The following is a 21,766-nucleotide window of genomic DNA, read 5'->3' as shown; positions in this document are numbered from 1 at the left end:
GGCACGAAAGAGGTGCCCGATGCGTCCGGTCGAAATCTACACCACCCCCTTCTGCGGCTATTGCGCCATGGCCAAGCGGCTTCTGGACCGCAAGGGCGTCGCCTACCATGAGATCGACGTCAGCGCCGACCCATCCTTGCGCGCGGCGATGGTGCAGCGGGCGAACGGACGGCGAACCGTGCCGCAAATCTTCATCGGAACCACCCATGTCGGCGGGTCGGACGACCTGCACGCGCTGGACCACGCGGGCAAGCTTGACCCGCTGCTGGCCGAATGATGCGGGCGGCGCTGGTCCAGTTGACGGTGACGGACGATCCGGCGACGAACCTGCCGGTGACGGTCGGCTACATCCGGCAGGCGGTGGGGCGGGGCGCGGGCTTCGTGCTGACGCCGGAGTTGACGAACGGGCTTTCCTCCAGCCGGGCGCATCAACGGACGGTTTTCCACCATGAGGAGGACGACCCGACACTCGCCGCGCTACGGGCCGAGGCGAAGGCGGCGGGCATCTGGCTGCTGATCGGTTCGCTGGGCCTTCTGACCCACGACGCCGACGGGCGCTTCGCCAACCGCAGCTTCCTGATCGCGCCGGATGGACGCGTGGCGGCGCGCTATGACAAGATTCATATGTTCGACGTCAACGTCTCGGCAACCGAGGTCTACCGGGAGAGCGAAGGCTACCGGCCCGGCACGAAGGCGGTGGTGGCGGAAACGCCATTTGCCGGGATCGGGATGACGGTCTGCTACGATGTGCGGTTCCCGGCGCTGTACCGGCGGCTGGCGCAAGGGGGCGCACAGGTGATCACGGTTCCTGCCGCCTTCAACCACATCACCGGGGCGGCGCATTGGGAGACCCTGCTGCGGGCCCGGGCGATCGAGACCGGGTGCTTCGTGCTGGCCCCGGCGCAGACCGGATTCCACCCGGAAACGAACGGCAAGGGCCGCAGGACGCATGGGCATTCGCTGGCCATAGCACCCTGGGGAGAGGTGCTGGCGGATGCGGGGGTCGAGCCGGGGGTCACGTTGGTCGAGCTCTACCTTGCCGAAGTGGACAAGGCGCGGGGCAGGGTGCCCTCGCTGACCCATGACCGGGGCTTCGACGGGCCATGAGCACCGAGAAGGCCGACGACATCGCGGTGGCGCTCTTTGGCGAGCTGTTCATGGCCGACCAGCTGGCGCGGAACCGGATTTCCAGAGTGCTGCCGAAGGGGATGGAGCTGTCGCATTTCAGCGTGCTGAACCATCTGGCGCGGGTAGGGGACGAGCGCACCCCGGCGCAGCTGGCGAAGTCGTTCCACGTGACGCGGGGCGCGATGACCAATACGCTGGCCAAGCTCGAATGGGCGGGCCATGTGCATATCCGCCCGGACTGGGAGGATGCGCGGCAGAAGTTCGTGGCGATCAGCCCCTCGGGCCGGGCGGCACGCGAGGCTGCGCTGGCGGGCGTGGTGCCGCTGATCGCAGAAGTGGTGCAGGCCATCGGCGCCGAGAGGGTGCGGGCGCTGCTTCCCGTCCTGCGCGAGTTGCGGATCAGGCTGGAGGATGGCTGATCCTTCCGGTCATGTCCGAAATGCCATAGCCGCCCCGGAACCAACCGCCCATCGCCAATAGGCCTTGCCCTGCCCGCGATATCTTCGCATAGAGTCAGGGTATCTCCAGGGTTCCGGTCGCCATGCAGCTTTCGCCTTTCCACGTCCTTTCGTCGCTTGTCCTTGGCACGGCGCTGTGCAGCTCGCCCGCCCTGGCCGAGATGACGGGAACGCTGAACCTGAACGGCGCGACCGGCCTGATCGACATGCCCTCGGGCGATGCGCAGGAAGACGCGACCTTCTCGTTCAGCATCGGCAATATCGGCCCGATCACCCGCACGACGCTCAGCTTCCAGGCCAGCGAGCGGTTGTCGGCCTCGTTCCGCTTCCAGACCTGGCGCGACTGGGACAGCGTCATTCCGGGTGACGCGAAGGAGACCGACCGCAGCATCGACCTGCGCTATCAGATTCTGAAAGAGGGCCGGATTGCCCCCGCCGTGACCATCGGCCTGATCGACCTGACCAGCCGGGGCATGTTCGCCTCGGAATATATCGCCGCGACCAAGACCTTCGGTGACCGGCTGAAGGTGACGGCGGGCCTGGGTTGGGGCAGGCTTGGCAGCTACCAGGGGATCGGCGCGCCCTTCGGCAGCCGCCCGCCTGTCGATCCGACCGGCACCCCGAATGCCGACCAGTGGTTCCGGGGCGAGGCCGCGCCCTTCGCCGGTGTGGAATACCGGATCAACGACAACTGGACGCTCAAGGGCGAATATTCGTCAGACGCCTACCTGCTGGAAGACGGCGAACGCGGGATGATCGAGCGCGACAGCCCGTTCAACTTCGGCATCGAATACCAGCGCGGGCCGGCAGTCCGCCTTGGCGTCTATTCGCTTTACGGCTCCGAGGTGGGGCTTGCCTTCCACATCATCCTGGACCCGAAAAGCCGGGCCACCGGCGGGGTCGTCGGCGCCGCGCCGGTTCCGGTCAAGGCGCGGCCCGCCCGCGCTGCCGACCCGGAGGCCTATGACGGAGGCTGGGTCACGCAGGCTGACGCCGGTCCGATCCTGCGCGAGAACCTTGCCAAGCGGCTGGCCGCAGACGGCATCTCGATCGAGAACCTGGCCTATACCGCGACCACGGTGCAGGTCCGCATCCGCAACGGCCGGATCGACGCCGGATCGCAGGCCATCGGCCGGACCGCCCGGGCGCTGAGCCACGTCATGCCCGCCTCGGTCGAGGTGTTCGAGATCGTGCCGGTGGTCAACGGGATCGGAGCCTCGAAGGTCACCATCCGGCGCAGCGACCTGGAAGCGCTGGAATACAGCGCTGACAACGCCACGCTTCTGCGTGAGCGGATCACCGTCACCGATGCGGGCGCCGCCCCGGCCTTTTCGCTGGGCGATGAGGACCTGTATCCCAAGTTCCGCTGGAGCCTGAAGCCCGCGGTCCGGCTGGCGGAACCGGCAAAGGGCGATATCGGGCTGCGGCTGTCCGGCAGCTATGACTTTGCGCCAGGGCTGGTCCTGTCGGGCTCGATCTACAAGCCGATCGCCAGCAACCGCGACAGCGCGTCGACCTCTACCTCGACCTTGCCGCATGTGCGGACAGATAGCGGTCGCTACAACGAGTTCGGCGACCCGGCGCTGGAAAAGCTGACCCTGGCGTGGTACGCCCATCCCGCCGAGAACATCTATTCCCGCGTCACCTTCGGCTATCTGGAGCGGATGCACGCCGGGGTCTCGGGCGAGGTGCTGTGGAAGCCGGTGAACAGCCAGCTCGCCCTGGGGGTGGAACTGAACTACACCAAGCAGCGCGACACCGATGGCGGCCTGGGCTTTGACGAATACGACTACGACGTGGTCACCGGCTATGTCTCGGCCTATTACGATTTCGGCAACGGCTATCTGGGCCAGCTGGACGTGGGCCGCTATCTGGCGGGCGATGTCGGTGCGACGGTCTCGCTGGACCGGGTGTTCGCGAACGGCTGGCGGGTCGGCGCCTTTGCCACCGTGACCGACGTCAGCGCGACTGAGTTCGGCGAGGGCGGTTTTGACAAGGGAATCCGGTTCACCATTCCGTTCAACTGGGCGCTCGGCACCGACACCCGTCGCGGCTTCGGCATGACTCTGCGGCCGAAGAGCGGCGATGGCGGGGCGCGCGTCGATGTCGATGACCGGCTCTACGAATCCTTGCGCGAGTATCACACCGACGGCCTCGACCCCGATTGGGGCAGGGTCTGGCGGTGAGATCCGCGATGAAGCCTGTGGCCGGGCTGGCCCTGCTTGCCGTTCTGGCGGCCTGCGGCAGCGAGAAATCCGGTCCGAACCCGATGGTCTCGGCCATCGGCGCCATGGCGAAGGACAGCGTCGCCAAGGTCAAGGCCCGCAAGGCCGGGGGCAAGTCCGGTGGCAAGTCGGTCTCGGTCGAGGAGCGGCGCGCAGCCCTGGAAAAGGCGGGCAAGCCGATCCTGCGCGTGTCCTCGACGACGCTGGGGCAGACGGGCTTCCTGACCGTGCTGGATGCCAAGGGCGATGTCCTGACCTGGAAAACCCCGGACGGGGCGACCTTCTCGCAGCGCAGCGGCGTGCTGATCCAGACGCGGGGGCTTGGGGCCGACCTGATGTCGGCAGAGGCGCCTTCGGTCGGCCAGCTGATGCGGGCCGGAACAAGCTACCAGCGCATCTACTATTTCCTCGGCGACGACGACCAGGGCACACGGCGGACCTATGACTGCACGAGCGCCATCATCGGCAAGGAAAGCATCGAGGTCCTTGGCCGCACGCATCACGCGACCCATGTCAGCGAGACCTGCGAACGCCCTCTCGGCAAGCTGACCAATGATTACTGGATCGAAGGCACGTCGATTCGGCAGTCGCGGCAGTGGGTCAGCGGCGCCATCGGCTATATCGAGTTCCAGCGCGTGATCGATTGACCGTCCGGCCCGGCCGGGGACGAATCTGGTGCATTTTGCGCGCAGTTTCGGCTATAATCCTGTCAGGTCCAGAAGAATGGATACGTCCCGGCAGGGCGCTTCCTACCATGGGGTCGGATCTCCGCAGGAGGGCACCAGCATGAAGGCTTTGACCGCTCTGGCACTGTCCGCTGCCCTTGTCGCATCTTCGGCCCTGGCCGGGGGGCCGGTCGTCGTGGTCGAGGATACCGACCCCGTGGTCGAGGAGAAGCCCGCCTCCAGCGCCGGGGTCCTGCCCTGGATCGCGGTGCCGCTGATCCTGTGTATCGTGATGTGCGGGTCGGACGACGATCCGCCGCCGGACCCCTGATCCCTCGGTTCAGTAGTCCCGTTCCAGATAGACCCCGATGCCGGTCTGCCCGTCGGCGCCCAGGCGGCCCTTGACCGTCACCCCCTCGCGCAGGTCGAGGTTCAGGTTGATCCGGCTCTTGCCCTCCTGGTCGACCTCGATCTCGGTATAGACGTTCTCCGAGATATACTTCCCCGCCTTCAGCGCCGCGCTGCCATTTTCGTCGGTGGTCACGTCCAGATCGTCCAGCCCGAAGCTGCGACGCAGATTGCCGACGAGGCCGACACCGCCGCGTCCGGCCAGCACGGCCACGGCATTCGCCAGCTGCGCCGCTTGCAGGGCCGAGATCTTGTCCAGCCCGCGCCCGAACAAGAGGCGCGCCAGCACCTCTTCCTGCGGCAGCTCGGGGGAAGAGGTGAAGCGGACCACCGGGTCGTCCGCCGGGCCTTCGACCGCCACGGTGCTGGTGATCCCGTCGCTTTCGGTAGAGGCCTCGATGCCGATGTCGGGCACGAGGCTGCCCTCCAGCACCAGGTCGGCGCGCGACAGGACGAGGCGGCGGCCGAGGATGTCCATCCGCCCCCGGATCAGCTGGAAGCCGCCGGAGGGCCGCACATCCGCCGTCGTGCCTTGCAGCCGCAACTCGCCGCCCAGTTCGGCGTCGATCCCGCGGCCCCGGATGAAGATCTGGCTCGGGGCCGAAATGGTCAGGTCCAGCGCGATGGGCCGCGTGCTTCCGCCCCCTGTACGGGACGCGCTGCCATCGCCAAGCAGCCCCGCCTTGCGCCGGGTTTCCCGCACCGCGCCCGGCTCGCGGAGATGGCGGATGTCGAGAAGCGCCGCCGCCGAGTTGAAGCCGGAGGAGGGCACCCGCACTTCCGTCTCGGAAAGGCTCAGGTTCCCCGCCAGCAGTGCGCCGCCGGTCAGCGGGCCTTTCAGTGCAAGGTTGCCGCTGACGCGGGTGTCGTACAGCTCGGGGTCGTAAAGCCGCAGGCGGTCCAGCGTGATCGTCAGGTCAGCACTCTGCGGGCTGCCAAGCCCGATCGGCCCGTCGACGCGCAGCCTGCCCCCCGAGGACACCCCGGCGGTTGCCGCCAGTTGCAGACTTCCGCCCTGCAACTGCCCGATCGCCTCGACGTCCTGTAGGGAAAGCCCCAGCCCGGGGTCAGAGATCCGCCCGTCCGACAGCGTCACCCGCCCGGACAGCGACCGCAGCGCCATCGGGCCGTCAAGGCGCAGGTCATAGCCGACGCGGCCGGACACCGACCGGGGCGAGAGGATCAGGTTTGCCAATCCCGCCTCGCCCGCGCCCCGGATCGTCAGGTCCGCCGTGTCGAACCCGGTCGCCACGCGCCCCGCCACCGTCGCGCTGATCTGTCCCGGCCCCTTGCCCGAGATGTCCAGCACATAGCCGCTGCCGTCCTGCGTCGCCGTGCCGGACAGGGTCAGCGGCCCCTGCACCTCGGGCACGATCAGCCCAAGATTGGCAAGCCGCGCGTTCAGCTCGATGGTGGTTTTGCTGTCGTCGACCGTGCCGCTGGCCGTCGCGGAAAGCTGCGGGTTCGACAGCTTGGCCGACTGCACCTGCACCACGCCGTCCTTCAGCGCCAGCGCAATGTCCAGCGCGCTTGTCCCGGCCAGAAGCTTGTCGGCCTCGGCATTGCCGATCCGCAGCGACTGGCCGGTGCCGGTCAGCGCGACCTGCCCGTCTTCGGGGGTGCCGGTGAAACGGGCGTCCAGCGCGACCCTGCCGCCATAGCCCGGACCCAGCACCGCCAGATCCTCCAGCGTGACCGATCCCGCCAGGTCCGATCCCGTCGAAGAAAGCTTGCCATTCGCCCGCGCCAGCAGTCCATTCGCCGCGACCTCCAGCGACCGCAGGACCGTTCCGCCCTCATCCCGGCGAATCGAGGCGGTCAGGGTCGAGGGCCCGGCCAGCAGGCGGTCGGCCTGGGGGATATCCACGCGCAGGTCGGTGCCCCTGAACGCGATGTCGGCGTCGAAGAACCCCGACAACCGGCTGGCCGAGCCCGTCAACTCCAGCCGCCCGGCGCCACCCAGCTTGCGGCCCGCGATCCCCGAGAAGCGCGAGAAATCACTGGCCTCGACCGCAAGCCTGCCGCTGGTCAGGAAGGCATCCTCCAGCCCTTCGATCTTCAGCGCGCCGGTTCCGGTCAGCCCGGCCCCCTCAAGCCGGATGCCGGACAGGGTCAGCGCGCCCGAGCCCTCCAGCATGTGCATCCGCACCTGCCCGCTGATCTCCGGCCCCAGCGCTTCCGCCAGCGCCGGGTCCGCGGGCGCGATGCCCGAGGCCAGCACGGTGAACGTGCCGCCGAAGCTTTTGCCCGCAGGCGTCCGTCCCACCCGGCCCGACCCGTCCAGCCGCATCCGGGCGATCTTCATGCCGGGCTGGTCGAGCCCGTCCACCGAGACCTCGCCCGACCAGCTGTCGCGGTCGCCCGGCCTGGTCGCCAGATGGAACTCGGCCCGGCTGATGCGGGTGTCGGCGCCGAAGGGCAGGACAACCGGCGTGTTGTCGGGCGAGGCGAGCGTTCCGGTCACGTCGAACCATTCCGGCAGGCCGTCCGCCGCGATCTCGGCCTTGCCGGAAAGCTTCAGCGACCGGGCCGACAGGTCGAACCCGTCCAGGGTGATCCGCCCCGCCGGGGACCGCAGCGCATTGGCGCGCAGGGCCACCTCGGTCCCGAAGAAATCCACCTGCTCGGGCGCCAGAATCGGGGCCAGGTCGCCCGCCACATCGGCGAGGAAGCGATAGCCGCCCTCCTCGCCCCGGACGGTCACCGTTCCCCCCAGCCGCTCGGCCCCGTCGGTCGCCAGCGCGATCTGCGCCGTGTAGTCGTCAACCGGCCCCGCCCCCGTCACCCGCAACGAGGCCGAGGGCGCACCGGGGATGTCCAGCAGGCTGACAACGATCCCCTTCGCATCCTCCTCGGCGACCAGTTCCAGCCCCAGTTGCCGCGTGGCATTGGAATAGGAGGCATCCAGCGTGATCTCGCCGCCGGGTCCGTTCCCGGTGCGGATCAGATCCAGCTTGGCCTGCCCCTCGCCGCCCGCAAGCTGCATCGAGGCGTCCAGCGTCCCCGTGACCGGCTGGCCCAGCACCTCCGGCCCCAGCTCGATCCGCTCTGCCGCCACCCGGTCGATATGCACCGAGACCGGCAGCTCCGGCAGGCTGAAGCCAGAGGCCTCGGGCGATGGGGAGCCGCTGTCCGTCTCGGGCAGGCGCGCGATGATGATTTCCTCGGCCGAAAGCTCGCTGATGTTCAGCTCGCCCGAGAGAAGCGCCGAGCGGCTCCAGTCCAGCACCACCCCGTTCAGCGTGATCCAGACACCCTGGTCGTCGGCGATGGTCAGCCGCTCCATCGTCGCACGCGACGACAGCGCGCCCGCGAAACCCGTTACAGTCACCTGCCGTCCGGCATCGGACAGCGTGTCCTCCAGAAATGCGGTCAGATAGTCGCGGTCGTCCTCCTGCGCCGAGGCCAGTCCGGGCAGCAGGCAAAGGGCGATGCACAGGACCCGCCGCATCAGAACGACTGCCCCAGCCCGACGTAGATCTGCACCCCGTCGCCGGTGGTGCCGCTGATCGGCGCAGCCACGTCCAGCCGGATCGGCCCGAGACCGGTGTCGTAGCGCAGCCCCAGACCCGCCCCGGCATGGCTGTCGGCGCTGCCCCCGGTAAACCCGTCCAGCCCGATGCTGCCCCAGTCGACGAAGCCCACCACGCCGATCTTGTCGCTGACCTTGGCGCGCAGCTCCAGTGACCCGGCCAGGAAATACTTGCCGCCGATCAGGAATTCCGGCCCCAGGCCGCGCGTCACCGCAATGCCCAGCGAGCGATAGGGCTGCCCGCGCACGGTGCCGCCGCCGCCCGAGAAGAACAGGTCGCCCCGCGGGGTTTCCAAAAGGTCGGACCCCAGCACAGCGCCCGCCTGAACTCGCGCCGCCATCACGACCTTCCCCGGCTCGCCCAGGCTGCGGAACGCCCGGCCGTCGACCGTGGCCCGCAGGCCCGATCCGGTGGTGCCGAACCCGGCGAAGGGCTTGGCGGTGGCGTCCAGATAGAATCCCTTCGTCGGGTTGTTCGCCACGTCGCGCTTGTCCCAGGTCACGCCAAAGGGCAGCGAAAGGTTGCGGAAGGTGAAGTCCCCTCCGGGATCGCGCCCGTCAAGATAGTCGTAGGTCAGCCCGGCATGGGCAGTGAGCGTTTCGGAAAAGATGTGCGAGAACTTCAGGCCGAAGGTCACAGAATCCAGCGCATAGTCGATCTCGTCCTCGTGCGAGAAGCCCAGCACCAGCCCCGCCGTCGTGTCCGGCGTCAGCGTGGCGGGACGATCCAGCGTGACCTCAAGCCCATAGTCGATGCCGCTTTCGCCCGATCCGATGTTGGTGGCATCAGCCTTAACTCCCAGCCGCTCGCCCCCACCCAGGAGGTTCCGGTGCAGCCAGGAGGCAGAGAGCGACACCCCGTCCAGGCTCGCCACCTCGACCCCGAAGGAATAGCGGCGCGGCTTCTGCTCCACCACGGTCGCAGTGACACCCAGGAGGTCCGGCGCGGTGATCTGCTCGTCCTCGGTCAGCGCGACCGAGGCGAAGATGCCCGTCCGCCGTAGCCGGGTCTCCGCCATCCGCAACTCGGACTCGCTGAAGGTCTCGCCTTCGGGCAGGCCCGCGATCTTGCGGATGCGCCGCTCGCGCATCCGTTCCTCGCCGGTGATCTCCAGATGCCCGAAGCGCAGGCGGGGGCCGGGCGACAGCGTGATATCCGCATCCAGCCGCCGCGCCGCATGGTCGGCCAGCACGTCTTCCGAGGCGACGAAGGCCTTGGCGTGGCCGTCCTCGCGCCAGGCCAGGATCGCCGCATCCACGGCCGAGCCCACCGCTCCGCTTTCCGCGACGGCGCCGGCGCGGAATTCCTTCGGCAGTTCGGTTCCCGGCGCCAGTGGCCGCACCCGCGCGACACCGAAGCGGAAGGGCGCACCGGGATCGACCGCGATCTGGATCACGGAAATGGCCTGCGGCGGCTCCAGCACCGGGATCGCCGCCGCCTCTCGCCCGTCGATCCGGATACGGATGTCGACCGAATAATGCCCCTTGGCATACATCGCCGCCAGGATTCGCGCATAGTCCGCCCGCGCGGCGGCCAGCAGGTCTTGCGGGTCGGTCTGTCCCTCGGCCTTGAGGGTGCGGACCTGCGAGGCCGCTTCGACCGCCTCCTGCAGGTCCTCCGACCCGCCCGCGACGCTTATGTCCAGACGGTCCAGCGCCTGCGCTGAGGCTGCCGCCAGCCCCATCAGGGCCGCAGCGACGGCCCCTCGGGCCCGCAAGACATTGCGACCGGCATTCACGTCGACGACCTCATCGGCAGCATACCCCCGGACTATCGCAGCTTGTGCCGACCCCTTCAATCAGGGGAAACCGCATGGGCGGAGTTGGGTTCCCGTCCCCGGCCTGCGCAAGTCCCTTGCAGACTCGGCCCGACCGGCCTATATGCACCTCAACAGCTGCTTCGGGGTCCAAACCTGAAGCTACCGAAAGTCACGGGCGGGCCGCTGGGTCCGCTTTTTTGTTTCTGGAATCCATGACCGATCTCGTCGCCAAAACCGCCATCGACCGCCGCCTGGCCGACATCGTCCAGCCGGTGATCGAGGGCTTGGGCTTCGAACTCATCCGCCTGCGGCTGATGGGCGGCAAGACGCGCGTGTTGCAGATCATGGCCGACCGGCCGGATGGCGGCATCGGTGTCGACGAATGCGGCGACATCTCCACCGCCGTCTCGGCCGTCCTGGACGTGGAAGACCCGCTGGAGGACAACTATGTCCTTGAAGTCTCCTCCCCCGGCATCGACCGGCCGCTGACCCGGCTGAAGGATTTCGAGATGTGGAAGGGCTGGGAAGCCCGGGTCGAGACCACGGAACTCATCGACGGCCGCCGCCGCTTCAAGGGCGATCTGGCTGGGGTGGAGGGCGACGAGGTGCTGATCACCCTGGAAGAGGGCGGCGAGGACGTGACCATCGGGCTGAAGTTCGACTGGCTCTCCGATGCCAAGCTGATCCTGAGCGACGCGCTGATCACCGAAATGCTGCGCCAGAAGAAGGTGACCGAGCCCACCGAGGGCCAGTTCGACGAGATCGAGGAAACCGACGGGGACGAGGACGACGAGCCCGCCCCCGAGACGAAACACTAGGGAGAAAACCCGATGGCCATCACCTCCGCCAACCAGCTTGAGCTTCTGCAAACCGCCGAAGCCGTGGCGCGCGAAAAGATGATCGACCCCGACCTGGTGATCCAGGCGATGGAGGACAGCCTCGCCCGCGCCGCCAAGTCACGCTACGGCGCCGAGATGGACATCCGAGTGAAGATCGACCGCAAGACCGGGCGTGCCAGCTTTACCCGTGTCCGCACCGTCACCGAAGACGACCTGATCGAAAATCACCACGCCCAGATCACCGTGAAACAGGCGAAGAGCTACCTCGCCGACCCGCAGATCGGGGATGAGGTGATCGACGAAGTCCCGCCGGTCGACCTGGGGAGGATCGCCGCGCAATCGGCCAAGCAGGTCATCCTGCAGAAGGTCCGCGAGGCCGAGCGCGACCGCCAGTTCGAGGAATTCAAGGACCGCAAGGGCACCATCATCAACGGCGCCGTCAAGCGCGAGGAATACGGCAACGTCATCGTCGACATCGGTCGGGGCGAAGGCATCCTGCGCCGGAACGAGAAGATCGGCCGCGAGGCCTATCGCATCGGCGACCGCATCCGCTGCTACATCAAGGACGTCCGGCGCGAACCGCGCGGGCCGCAGGTCTTCCTGTCGCGCACCGACCCGCAATTCATGGCCGAGCTTTTCAAGATGGAAGTGCCGGAAATCTACGACGGCATCATCGAGATCAAGGCCGTCGCCCGCGACCCGGGCAGCCGCGCCAAGATCGCGGTGATCAGCTACGACAACTCCATCGACCCGGTCGGCGCCTGCGTCGGTATGCGCGGCAGCCGCGTGCAGGCCGTGGTGAACGAACTGCAAGGCGAGAAGATCGACATCATCCCGTGGAACCAGGACACCGCGACCTTCCTGGTGAACGCCCTGCAACCCGCCGAGGTTTCGAAGGTCGTCTTCGACGAGGAAGCCAGCAAGATCGAGGTCGTGGTGCCGGACGAGCAGCTTTCGCTCGCCATCGGCCGTCGCGGCCAGAATGTGCGGCTGGCCAGCCAGCTCACGGGCCTCGACATCGACATCCTGACCGAGGCCGAGGAATCGCAGCGCCGCCAGGCCGAATTCGCCGAACGCACCAAGCTGTTCATGGATTCGCTCGACGTCGACGAGATGATGGCGCAGCTTCTGGTCGCCGAAGGCTTCACCAACCTGGAAGAGGTGGCTTACGTCGAACTGGACGAGCTGCTGTCCATCGACGGCTTCGACGAGGACACCGCCGCCGAATTGCAAGCCCGCGCCCGCGACTATCTGGAAGCGGCCAACGCCAAGGCGATGGAAAACGCCCGTGCGATGGGCGTCGAGGATAGCCTGGTCAACTTCGAAGGCCTGACCCCGCAGATGCTGGAGGCGCTGGCCAAGGACGGGATCAAGACCCTGGAAGACTTCGCCACCTGCGCCGACTGGGAACTGGCGGGCGGCTGGACCACGGAGAACGGCCAGCGCAAGAAGGACGAGGGCGTGCTGGAGCAATTCGACATGTCGCTGGAGGAAGCGCAGACCCTGATCATGACCGCCCGCGTCATGCTGGGCTGGGTCGACCCGACCGAACTGGAGCAACCCGAGGAAGAGGTTGCCGACGACGGGGAGGCCGAGGCCTGATTTCAGGCCTCGGGGACACGCGTTGACGCGCGGCGGCCGGGAAAAGGACAGGGACGAGCCGGAACGCAAGTGCATTGCGACCGGGGAAAGCCAGCCGAAGGCGGGGCTGATCCGCTTTTGCCTGGGTCCCGATGGGCAGATCACCCCTGACATCCTGGGGAAACTGCCGGGTCGGGGCATCTATGTCTCGGCGGATCGGGCGGCGCTCGAGAAGGCGGCGAAGAAGAATCTCTTCTCGCGCGCGGCCCGCCAGCCGGTGAAGGTGCCGGAAGGGCTGGCCGATCTGGTCGAGGTGTTGGTCGCCCGGCGGGTGGTCGAACTGCTGTCGATGGCGCGCAAGGCGGGTGAGGCTGTCACCGGCTACGAGAAGGTGAAGGACTGGCTGGTCAAGGGCACGGCGGCAACGCTGATCCAGGCCAGCGACGGGTCGGAACGGGGCAAGACCAAGCTGCACGCGCCCGATGGCGCAATGGGCTTTGTCGGCTGCCTTTCGGCTGGGGAAATCGGTTTGGCATTCGGGCGCGAACGTGCGATACACGCCGCGCTTGCCGCTGGTGGACTCAGGTCCCGTGTTGTAGAGGAAGCGGCAAAACTCGCTGGCCTGCGTGGGCAGACCGGCGGGGATGACGGCGGCGAGACCGCCATGAAGGATACGAAGAACGAATGACCGATACTGACGGCAAGAAACCTCTTGGCCTTGGCGGCGCCCCCCGTTCCGGACAGGTGAAGCAAAGCTTCAGCCATGGCCGGACCAAGAGCGTCGTGGTCGAAACCAAACGCAAGCGCGTTGTGGTGCCCACTCCGGTGAAACCGGGGGCGCCGGGCGCTGGCGCGCCTTCGGCTGCGACCGGGCTTGGCGATCCGTCGAAACGACCCGCCGGGATCTCCGATGCCGAGATGGAGCGCCGCCTGAAGGCCCTGGCGGTCCACAAGGCTCAGGCTGCCGAAGATGCCGCCCGCCGCGCAGAGGAAGACAAGGCGCGCGAGGAAGAGCGTGCTCAGCGCCGCGCCGAGATCGAGGCGAAGGAACGCGAGGATCGCGAACGTGCCGAGGCCCTGCGCCTGAGGGCCGAGGAAGAGGAACGCGCCGCCAAGGCCGAAGCTGCGGCCAGGATCGCGGCGGCCGAGGCCCGCAAGGCCGATGTGCTGGGCACCCGTGCCCGTTCGGCCACTCCGCCCCCCGCTGCCGCCAAACCGGCTGACCGCGCCGCGCCGGCATCCCCGACCGCGGAAGACGCGCGTGGTCCGGCCTCGGCCAAGCCCGGCCTGCCGACGCCCCGAAAGACCGACCGCGAGAAGGACGACCGCTCCGACCGTGGCGCCAAGCGCGGTGGCGACGAAGGCCGCCGCTCGGGCAAGTTGACGCTGTCGGACGCCATCTCGGACGAGGGCGGCCGCCAGCGCAGCCTGGCCGCGATCAAGCGCAAGCAGGAAAAGGCCCGCCAGAAAGCATTGGGTCTGGGCCACAAGGCCGAGAAGCAGAGCCGCGACGTGCAGCTGCCGGAAACCATCGTCGTCAGCGAACTGGCGAACCGGATGGCGGAACGCGCTGCCGACGTGGTCAAGGCGCTGATGAAGATGGGCATGATGGTCACGATGAACCAGGCCATCGACGCCGACACCGCCGAACTGGTGATCGAGGAATTCGGCCACAAGGCCGTCCGCGTGTCGGACGCCGACGTGGAACAGGTCATCGATACCGTGAAGGACTCGGACGAGAATCTTCAGCCACGTCCCGCGATCGTCACGATCATGGGCCACGTCGACCACGGCAAGACCAGCCTCCTCGACGCGATCCGCAAGACCAGCGTTGCCACCGGCGAAGCCGGCGGGATCACCCAGCACATCGGCGCCTATCAGGTGAAGACGCCGAATGGGCAGCTGATCACCTTCCTCGACACGCCCGGCCACGCGGCCTTCACCTCGATGCGCTCGCGGGGCGCGCAGGTGACGGATATCGTGGTGCTGGTGGTCGCGGCGGATGATGCGGTGATGCCGCAGACGGTCGAGGCGATCAACCACGCCAAGGCGGCCAAGGTGCCGATGATCGTCGCGATCAACAAGATCGACAAGCATGAGGCGAACCCGACCAAGGTCCGCACCGACCTTCTCCAGCATGAGGTGGTGGTGGAGGCGATGTCCGGCGACGTGCAGGACGTTGAAGTGTCGGCCAAGACCGGACTGGGCCTGGACGACCTGCTGGAAGCCATCGCGCTGCAGGCCGAAGTGCTGGAACTGCGGGCGAACCCGAACCGGGCGGCGTCGGGTGCGGTGATCGAAGCTAAGCTCGATGTGGGCCGCGGCCCGGTCGCGACGGTGCTGGTGCAGAACGGCACCCTGCACAAGGGCGACATCTTCGTCGTCGGCGAACAGTGGGGCAAGGTCCGTGCGCTGATCAACGACAAGGGCGAGACCATCCCCGAGGCCGGCCCGTCGGTTCCGGTCGAGGTGCTGGGCCTCAGCGGCACGCCCTCGGCGGGCGACACTCTGAACGTCGTCGAGACGGAAGCCCAGGCGCGCGAGATCGCGGATTACCGGATCAAGACTGCCAAGGACAAGCGCGCCGCTGCGGGTGCCGCCACCACGCTGGAACAACTGATGGCGAAGGCCAAGGCCGACCAGTCGGTGGCCGAGCTGCCGATCCTGATCAAGGCCGACGTCCAGGGCTCGGCCGAGGCCATCGTCCAGGCGATGGAGAAGATCGGGAACGACGAGGTCCGCGTCCGCGTGCTGCATTCGGGCGTCGGTGCGATCACCGACACCGACGTGGCGCTGGCCGAGGCGTCGAAGGCGCCGATCATCGGCTTCAACGTCCGGGCCAATGCGACGGCGCGGGCCTCGGCGACGCAGAAGGGCGTCGAGATCCGCTACTACTCGATCATCTACGATCTGGTGGACGACATCAAAGCCGCCGCTTCGGGGCTTCTCAAGGCCGAGGTACGCGAGCATTTCATCGGCTATGCGAAGATTCTGGAGGTCTTCAAGGTCTCGGGCGTCGGCAAGGTTGCGGGCTGCCTGATCACCGAGGGCGTCGCGCGGCGGTCTGCGGGGGTGCGCCTGCTGCGGGACAATGTGGTGATCCACGAGGGCACGCTGAAGACGCTGAAACGCTTCAAGGACGAGGTGAAGGAAGTCATCTCGGGCCAGGAATGCGGGATGGCCTTCGAGAATTACGAGGATATCCGGCAGAACGACGTCATCGAGATCTTCGAGCGCGAGGAAGTGCAGCGCACGCTGGAGTGATCCTGTCCACGGTGGACGGAATTTCGAGGCCAGTCTTTTCAAGGGCTTGGGCGGGGACGCTAACCGTTGGCTAAGATATGCGCCGGGCCTTTGGGTCCGGCGTTTTTCTTCCTGGCAGCTCGTCGTGCGCCTTCGGCTTCTCCTCGCGGGGCGGGCGAGGAGTGCCCGAAGGGCTTCGACGAGCGGCGGGTCAGAGCCAGTCGCGCAGGATCGGGATCAGGGGCAGGTCGGCGGGGGGCATCGGATAGTCGCGCAGGCGGTTGGGTGCGACCCAGGCGAGTTGCTGGCCTTCGAGCGACCGGACCGTCCCCTGCCACTTCCGGCAGGCGTAGAGCGGCATCAGCAGGTGGAAGTCGTCGTAAGTGTGGCTGGCGAAGGTCAGCGGCGCAAGGCAGGAGGTCCAGGTGTCGATGTCCAGCTCTTCCTTCAGCTCGCGGATCAGCGCGGCCTCGGGCGTCTCAAAGGGCTCGACCTTGCCGCCGGGGAATTCCCAGAGGCCCGCGAGCGACTTGCCCTCGGGGCGCTGGGCCAGGAGGACGCGGCCGTCGGGGTCGATCAGGGCGACGGCGGAGACGAGGAGGATCTTCATGTGACGGGCTTTCGCGGGACGGAAGCCTCTGGGGGTTTCACACCCCCGGACCCCCGTGGGATACTTTCACCAGTATGAAATCAGGAGCGGTAGTCGGCGTTGATCTCGATGTAGCGGGAGGTCAGGTCGCAGGTCCAGACCGAGCGTTTCGCGCGGCCCTGGCCGAGGTCGACGGCGAAGACAAGCTCCTGCCCCTGCATGTAGGCGGTGCCGTCCTCTTCCCTGTAGTCGGGGTTCCGCCAGCCGTTCCTTGCCACCAGGATATCGCCGAAGCGGATGGTCAGCCGGTCGCGGTCGGCTGCGGCCCCCGACTTGCCGATGGCGGCGACGATGCGGCCCCAGTTCGGGTCCTGGCCGGCGACGGCAGTCTTCACCAAGGGCGAGTTGGCGATGGCGAAGGCGACTTTCGCCGCGTCTTCGTCGGAGGCGGCGCTGGTGACGCGGACCTCGACCAGTTTCGTTGCGCCCTCGCCGTCGCGGACGACTTGCAGGGCAAGGTCGCGCATGACGCCCGCCAAAGCGGTCTCGAAGGCTTTCAGCGCGGGGCCCTTCAGCTCGGCGGCCTTGGACTGGCCGGTCGCGGCGATGAGGAGGGTGTCGGAGGTCGAGGTATCGCTGTCCACCGTGATCGAGTTGAAGGTGGCGTCGACGTTGCGCGCGAGCATCTTCTGCAGCTGGTTCGCGCCGATCTTCGCGTCGGTGAAGATATAGACCAGCATCGTCGCCATGTCGGGCGCGATCATCCCCGAACCCTTGGCGATGCCGGAAATGTGGATCATCCCGCCTTCGCCCTGCACGGTGGCGGCAGCACCTTTCGGGAAGGTGTCGGTGGTCATGATCGCCTGCGCGGCCATTTCCACCGCTTCTTCCTTCAGCGCCGCGACCAGGTCGGGCACCTTCGCGGTGATCTTCTCGAACGGCAGCGGCTCGCCGATCACGCCGGTCGAGGAGGAGAACACGCGGGAGGCGGGAACGCCCAAAGCCTCGGCCACCACGCGGGTGACGGCGGCCACCGCCTCATCCCCGACCTTGCCGGTGAAGGCGTTGGAATTGCCGGAGTTCACGATGATCGCGGCGCCCGCATCCGCCGGAACCTTCATCGCCAGTTTGGCCTGGCAGTCGCGGACGCAGCCGGAGCGGGTGGAAGACCGGGTGAACACGCCGGCCATCGTGGTGCCGGGCGCCAGGCGGACGAGCATCACGTCCTTGCGGTTCTGGTAGCGCACCCCGGCTTCGACGGCGGCGAATTCGGCGCCCCTGATCGCGGGAAGGGTGGGGAAGCTGGCGGGGGCCAGTGGCGAGACGGGTTTCAGCGCCTTTTTCGCTGCTGCGACAACCTCGCCCACCGCGCCGGAAACGGCTTCCGTCACCGCCTCGGCCACCGGGGCAGCCGCCGCGGTCAGGTTGTCCTTCAGCTTGCGGACCTTCTTCTTCAGCGCCTTCGCTTCGGCCTTCCAGTCGGTCTTCGCCATGATGCTTCCCTCTTGCCGGTGCTGTCAGTCGATGAGGCCTGTGTTCTTCAGGATCGCCGGATCCAGACCCTCGCCTTCGCGGGTGACGGTCGCGCCCTTGGTCAGCTCGTCGATCCTCGCGGTGATCGCCTTGTTCTCGACCTCGGCCGCCAGCTCGTCGCGCAGCTGGTCCAGCGTCGGCTTCTCGGCGATGCGGGTTTCCTTGACCAGGACCAAGTGATAGCCGAAATCGGTCTGCACCGGGCCGGTCACTTCGCCGACCTTGGCGCCCACCACGGCCTCCTCGAAGGGCTTGACCATCATGCCCAGGCCGAACCAGCCGAGGTCGCCGCCATTGGCGCCCGAGCCGGTGTCGGTGGATTTCGCCTTGGCAAGCTCGGCGAAATCGGCCCCGCCCGCCAGCTGTTCTTTCAGCGCATTCGCCTCTTTCTCGGTGGCCACGAGGATATGCGCGGCGTTGTATTCGGTCTGCGGCTTGGCGTCCTTGAACCGGTCGTCATAGGCCTTTTGCAGTGCTTCGTCGGTGACGGCTTCCTTGACGATCGAGTCGATGGCCAGGCCCGAGATGTAGCCGCGCTTCTCGTTGTCGAGGGTGGCGATGGCGCGGGGGCCAAGACCGGTGACCGATTGCGCCAGAACTTCCTGCTGGATCAGCTGGTCATAGATGCCCTTGAACAGCACATCGTCGGGCAGCGACTGATATTCCGGCGGCAGGGATTCCTTCATCGCGATCATCTGGCCGAGGGTGATCTTCGTGCCGTTGACCGAAGCCACCACGGTTTCGGCGGTTTCGCCCTCGGCGAGCGCGGGACCGGACAGGACCGCCGCCAGCGCGAAGGCCGCCCAGAAGCCAGCACGTTTCATCATTTTCACCTACTCCTGATCGGGGCGATCCGCCTGCCCAAGTTGACTATCCCGGCCTTCCCCCTTACATCGCGACAGTCGCGTGGAACGGGGCCGTCCGGTCATACACTGGCTCTTCTATGGAAGGTGGCGGGGTCGGGCAAGTCCAAGGGCCACACGATGCTGTCAGAAGCCTCGGAGAGAACATGCTGGGAATGGGATCGCTTGCGCGGAAGGTGTTCGGAACGCCGAACGACCGCAAGGTAAAGTCCGTCCGTCCGATCGTGGCGCAGATCAATGCGCTGGAGCCGGAGTTCCAGGCGCTGACCGACGAAGGCATCGTGGCGAAGACGCGCGAGTTCCAGAAGCGGGTGCAGGAGGGCGGAGAAAGCCTGGAAGCGATCCTGCCGGAGGCTTTTGCCAACTGTCGCGAAGGCGCGCGGCGGGCGCTGGGGCTCAGGGCCTTCGACGTGCAGCTGAAGGGCGCGATGTTCCTGCACCAGGGCAATATCAGCGAGATGAAGACCGGCGAGGGCAAGACTCTGGTCGCGGCCTTCGCGGCCTATCTGAACGCGCTGACCGGCAAGGGCGTGCATGTCGTCACGGTGAACGACTACCTGGCCAAGCGGGACTCGGAATGGATGGGCAAGGTCTATGCCCAGCTGGGGATGACGACGGGAGTGGTCTATTCGCACCAGCCCGACGCCGAGAAGATGGCGGCCTACCGCGCCGACATCACCTATGCCACGAACAACGAGCTGGGCTTCGACTATCTGCGCGACAACATGAAGAACTCGCTGGAGGACATGGCGCAGCGCGGGCACGCCTATGCCATCGTCGACGAGGTGGACAGCATCCTGATCGACGAGGCGCGGACACCCCTGATCATCTCGGGCCCGAGCCAGGACCGCAGCCCGCTTTACACCGCGGTGGATGCGGTGATCCCGCAGCTGACGGAAGAGCACTACACGGTGGACGAGAAGACCCGTGGCGTGACCCTGACGGAAGAGGGCAACGATGCCATCGAGGCGCTGTTGCGCGAGGCGGGCATCCTGCCGGAGGGGCAGAACCTCTATGCGGCGGAAAGCACCTCCATCGTGCACCACGTCAACCAGGCGCTGCGGGCGCACAAGCTGTTCTTCCGGGACCAGCAGTACATCGTCCGCGATGGCGAGGTGATGCTGATCGACGAATTCACCGGGCGGATGATGAAGGGGCGGCGGCTGTCGGACGGGCTGCACCAGGCGATCGAGGCGAAGGAGGGGGTGAAGATCAACCCCGAGAACGTGACCTACGCTTCCGTGACCTTCCAGAACTACTTCCGCCTCTACGACAAGCTGGGTGGCATGACCGGAACGGCGGCGACCGAGGCCGAGGAATTCCGCGAGATCTATGGGCTTGGCGTGGTCGAGGTGCCGACGAACCGGGTGGTGGCGCGGATCGACGAGCACGACCAGGTGTTCCGCTCGGCGCGGGAGAAATACGACGGCATCCTGAAGGCGATCAGGGAAGCGCATGAGAAGGGCCAGCCGATCCTGGTGGGCACGACCTCGATCGAGAAGTCGGAGCAACTGTCGGAGCTTCTGAAGAAGGACGGCATCCCGCATTCGGTGCTGAACGCGCGGCAGCATGAGATGGAAGCCAAGATCGTCGCCGATGCGGGCAAGCTGGGCTCTGTCACCATCGCGACGAACATGGCGGGCCGCGGGACCGACATCAAGCTGGGCGGCAACGTCGAGTTCAAGGTGATGGAAGCCATCGCCGCCGACCCGGAAGGCGACCATGTCGCGATCCGCGCCCGGATCGAGGCGGCACATACCGGCGAGGAAGAGGCGGTGAAGCAGGCCGGGGGGCTGTTCGTGCTGGGCACCGAACGCCACGAAAGCCGCCGGATCGACAATCAGCTGCGCGGCCGGTCGGGCCGTCAGGGCGACCCGGGGCGGTCGGCCTTCTTCCTGTCGCTGGAAGACGACCTGATGCGCATCTTCGGGTCGGAACGGCTGGACAAGATCCTGTCGACGCTGGGGATGCAGGAAGGCGAATCCATCGTCCATCCGTGGGTGAACAAGAGCCTGGAGAAGGCGCAGGCCAAGGTGGAAGGCCGCAACTTCGACATCCGCAAGCAGCTGTTGAAGTTCGACGACGTGATGAACGACCAGCGCAAGGCGATCTTCTCGCAGCGGATGGAGATCATGGAGGCCGATCACGTGGCCGACGTCGCCGCCGACATGCGCCATCAGGTGATCGAGGATCTGGTCGACCTGAACCTGCCGCCGAAATCCTACCCGGACGCCTGGGATACCGACGGTCTGGTCGCGGCCTGCCGCGAGATGCTGAACATCGAGCTGCCCATCGCCGCCTGGGCCGCCGAAGAGGGCGTCGACCAGGCCGTGATCCTGGACCGGGTGATCGAGGCCTCGGACAAGATGATGGCCGAGAAGACGGCAGCCTTCGGCGAAACCACGATGCAGACCATCGAGAAGCAGGTTCTGCTGCAAGCCATCGACAGCAAGTGGCGCGAACACCTGCTGCGGCTGGAACACCTGCGGTCGGTGGTCAACTTCCGCGGCTATGCGCAGCGCGACCCGCTGAACGAATACAAGACCGAAGCCTTCCAGCTGTTCGAGAGCCTGCTGAACTCGCTCCGCGAGCAGGTGACGCAGCAACTGTCGCGCATCCGCCCGGTTTCGCAGGAGGAACAGGAAGCGATGATGCGGCAGATGCTGGCCGCGCAACAGGCCGCTGCCGCCGAACAGGCGAAGGCCGTCGAGGTGGCTGCCGGACCGGTGACGCTTGCCGCCGCCGCGACCCGTCTGGCGGGGTTCGACGAGGCCGATCCCTCGACCTGGGGCAACCCCGGCCGCAACGACGCCTGCCCCTGCGGCTCGGGCGAGAAGTTCAAGCATTGCCACGGTCGCCTCGTCTGAGGCGGCCCGCTGATTCCGGCCAGCCGCACCCGGAGTGCGTTGTTCCTGCCTTTGCGTCAATCCGGTCGGAGCGGC

Annotated in this window: 16 protein-coding genes; 11 read left to right on the top strand and 5 right to left on the bottom strand. The window is 67.1% G+C overall.

The features are described from left to right. Positions 1 to 19: 19 nt before the first annotated feature. The 6 genes from grxC to JNJ68_RS03480 all read left to right on the top strand — a co-directional run bounded on the left by grxC (position 20) and on the right by JNJ68_RS03480 (position 4,807). A complete protein-coding gene (grxC, locus tag JNJ68_RS03505; RefSeq protein WP_294979021.1) occupies positions 20 to 277 on the top strand; it encodes a glutaredoxin 3 in 258 nt (85 codons plus the stop codon). Next, positions 277 to 1,107, top strand: a complete 831-nt coding sequence (locus tag JNJ68_RS03500; protein ID WP_294979516.1) for a carbon-nitrogen hydrolase family protein — start codon at positions 277 to 279, stop codon at positions 1,105 to 1,107. The genes grxC and JNJ68_RS03500 overlap by 1 nt, the downstream gene beginning before the upstream one ends. Next, on the top strand, positions 1,104 to 1,547 hold the full coding sequence (locus JNJ68_RS03495; protein WP_294979018.1) for a MarR family transcriptional regulator: 444 nt from the start codon (positions 1,104 to 1,106) through the stop codon (positions 1,545 to 1,547). Before JNJ68_RS03500 ends, JNJ68_RS03495 begins: the two co-directional genes overlap by 4 nt. Positions 1,548 to 1,669: 122 nt before the next feature. After that, a complete protein-coding gene (locus JNJ68_RS03490) occupies positions 1,670 to 3,772 on the top strand; it encodes a YjbH domain-containing protein (protein WP_294979015.1) in 2,103 nt (700 codons plus the stop codon). 8 nt (positions 3,773 to 3,780) lie between these two features. Continuing rightward, a complete protein-coding gene (locus tag JNJ68_RS03485; RefSeq protein ID WP_294979013.1) occupies positions 3,781 to 4,458 on the top strand; it encodes a YjbF family lipoprotein in 678 nt (225 codons plus the stop codon). Positions 4,459 to 4,597: 139 nt separating this feature from the next. Beyond that, positions 4,598 to 4,807, top strand: a complete 210-nt coding sequence (locus tag JNJ68_RS03480; protein ID WP_294979012.1) for a hypothetical protein — start codon at positions 4,598 to 4,600, stop codon at positions 4,805 to 4,807. 9 nt (positions 4,808 to 4,816) lie between these two features. Here JNJ68_RS03480 and JNJ68_RS03475 read toward each other — a convergent pair whose 3' ends face one another. Together JNJ68_RS03475 and JNJ68_RS03470 are read right to left on the bottom strand one after the other, a co-directional pair. After that, the gene (locus JNJ68_RS03475) at positions 4,817 to 8,335 is read right to left on the bottom strand and encodes a translocation/assembly module TamB domain-containing protein (protein WP_294979010.1); all 3,519 of its coding nucleotides are present in this window, start codon (positions 8,333 to 8,335) and stop codon (positions 4,817 to 4,819) included. Further along, complete coding sequence (locus tag JNJ68_RS03470; protein ID WP_294979007.1) at positions 8,335 to 10,134, bottom strand: BamA/TamA family outer membrane protein; 1,800 nt, start codon at positions 10,132 to 10,134, stop codon at positions 8,335 to 8,337. Before JNJ68_RS03470 ends, JNJ68_RS03475 begins: the two co-directional genes overlap by 1 nt. 254 nt (positions 10,135 to 10,388) lie before the next feature. On the opposite strand from JNJ68_RS03470, the gene rimP reads away from it, so the two are divergent. From rimP to infB, 4 genes are read left to right on the top strand one after another with little or no spacing between them, the layout of a single operon-like run. Further along, on the top strand, positions 10,389 to 10,994 hold the full coding sequence (gene rimP / locus JNJ68_RS03465) for a ribosome maturation factor RimP (protein WP_294979005.1): 606 nt from the start codon (positions 10,389 to 10,391) through the stop codon (positions 10,992 to 10,994). A gap of 12 nt (positions 10,995 to 11,006) precedes the next feature. Then, positions 11,007 to 12,617 carry a transcription termination factor NusA gene (nusA, locus tag JNJ68_RS03460; protein ID WP_294979003.1) on the top strand — a complete coding sequence of 537 codons (1,611 nt, stop codon included), beginning with the start codon at positions 11,007 to 11,009 and terminating at the stop codon, positions 12,615 to 12,617. A 22-nt stretch (positions 12,618 to 12,639) separates the two neighbouring features. Then, entirely contained in the window at positions 12,640 to 13,284 is a 645-nt protein-coding gene (locus JNJ68_RS03455; RefSeq protein WP_294979001.1) for an RNA-binding protein, read from the top strand. Continuing rightward, the gene (gene infB, locus JNJ68_RS03450) at positions 13,281 to 15,860 is read left to right on the top strand and encodes a translation initiation factor IF-2 (protein ID WP_294978999.1); all 2,580 of its coding nucleotides are present in this window, start codon (positions 13,281 to 13,283) and stop codon (positions 15,858 to 15,860) included. The genes JNJ68_RS03455 and infB overlap by 4 nt, the downstream gene beginning before the upstream one ends. 190 nt (positions 15,861 to 16,050) lie before the next feature. On the opposite strand, the gene JNJ68_RS03445 is transcribed toward infB, so the two are convergent. The 3 genes from JNJ68_RS03445 to JNJ68_RS03435 all read right to left on the bottom strand — a co-directional run bounded on the left by JNJ68_RS03445 (position 16,051) and on the right by JNJ68_RS03435 (position 18,788). Continuing rightward, complete coding sequence (locus tag JNJ68_RS03445) at positions 16,051 to 16,449, bottom strand: (deoxy)nucleoside triphosphate pyrophosphohydrolase (RefSeq protein ID WP_294978996.1); 399 nt, start codon at positions 16,447 to 16,449, stop codon at positions 16,051 to 16,053. A gap of 80 nt (positions 16,450 to 16,529) precedes the next feature. Beyond that, positions 16,530 to 17,921, bottom strand: coding sequence for a bifunctional glutamate N-acetyltransferase/amino-acid acetyltransferase ArgJ (argJ, locus tag JNJ68_RS03440; protein WP_294978993.1), 1,392 nt, complete (start codon positions 17,919 to 17,921; stop codon positions 16,530 to 16,532). A gap of 24 nt (positions 17,922 to 17,945) precedes the next feature. Beyond that, on the bottom strand, positions 17,946 to 18,788 hold the full coding sequence (locus JNJ68_RS03435; protein ID WP_294978990.1) for a peptidylprolyl isomerase: 843 nt from the start codon (positions 18,786 to 18,788) through the stop codon (positions 17,946 to 17,948). Positions 18,789 to 18,970: 182 nt separating this feature from the next. Here JNJ68_RS03435 and secA point away from each other — a divergent pair, with 182 nt between their 5' ends. Then, positions 18,971 to 21,691 carry a preprotein translocase subunit SecA gene (gene secA, locus JNJ68_RS03430; RefSeq protein WP_294978987.1) on the top strand — a complete coding sequence of 907 codons (2,721 nt, stop codon included), beginning with the start codon at positions 18,971 to 18,973 and terminating at the stop codon, positions 21,689 to 21,691. Positions 21,692 to 21,766: the final 75 nt, after the last annotated feature.

This window comes from Tabrizicola sp. (assembly GCF_016793705.1).
Classification (GTDB): domain Bacteria; phylum Pseudomonadota; class Alphaproteobacteria; order Rhodobacterales; family Rhodobacteraceae; genus Tabrizicola.
The sequence above is the reverse complement of the archived record's forward strand: the minus strand, read 5'-3'. Positions and strand labels throughout refer to the sequence as shown.

Bases quoted from the DNA above. Each gene is read 5' to 3' on its own strand.
- grxC (WP_294979021.1), top strand. From the start codon at position 20: ATGCGTCCGGTCGAAATCTACACCACCCCCTTCTGCGGCTATTGCGCC.
- JNJ68_RS03500 (WP_294979516.1), top strand. From the start codon at position 277: ATGCGGGCGGCGCTGGTCCAGTTGACGGTGACGGACGATCCGGCGACG.
- JNJ68_RS03495 (WP_294979018.1), top strand. From the start codon at position 1,104: ATGAGCACCGAGAAGGCCGACGACATCGCGGTGGCGCTCTTTGGCGAG.
- JNJ68_RS03490 (WP_294979015.1), top strand. From the start codon at position 1,670: ATGCAGCTTTCGCCTTTCCACGTCCTTTCGTCGCTTGTCCTTGGCACG.
- JNJ68_RS03485 (WP_294979013.1), top strand. From the start codon at position 3,781: ATGAAGCCTGTGGCCGGGCTGGCCCTGCTTGCCGTTCTGGCGGCCTGC.
- JNJ68_RS03480 (WP_294979012.1), top strand. From the start codon at position 4,598: ATGAAGGCTTTGACCGCTCTGGCACTGTCCGCTGCCCTTGTCGCATCT.
- JNJ68_RS03475 (WP_294979010.1), bottom strand. From the start codon at position 8,335: ATGCGGCGGGTCCTGTGCATCGCCCTTTGCCTGCTGCCCGGACTGGCC.
- rimP (WP_294979005.1), top strand. From the start codon at position 10,389: ATGACCGATCTCGTCGCCAAAACCGCCATCGACCGCCGCCTGGCCGAC.
- nusA (WP_294979003.1), top strand. From the start codon at position 11,007: ATGGCCATCACCTCCGCCAACCAGCTTGAGCTTCTGCAAACCGCCGAA.
- infB (WP_294978999.1), top strand. From the start codon at position 13,281: ATGACCGATACTGACGGCAAGAAACCTCTTGGCCTTGGCGGCGCCCCC.
- JNJ68_RS03445 (WP_294978996.1), bottom strand. From the start codon at position 16,449: ATGAAGATCCTCCTCGTCTCCGCCGTCGCCCTGATCGACCCCGACGGC.
- argJ (WP_294978993.1), bottom strand. From the start codon at position 17,921: ATGGCGAAGACCGACTGGAAGGCCGAAGCGAAGGCGCTGAAGAAGAAG.
- JNJ68_RS03435 (WP_294978990.1), bottom strand. From the start codon at position 18,788: ATGATGAAACGTGCTGGCTTCTGGGCGGCCTTCGCGCTGGCGGCGGTC.
- secA (WP_294978987.1), top strand. From the start codon at position 18,971: ATGCTGGGAATGGGATCGCTTGCGCGGAAGGTGTTCGGAACGCCGAAC.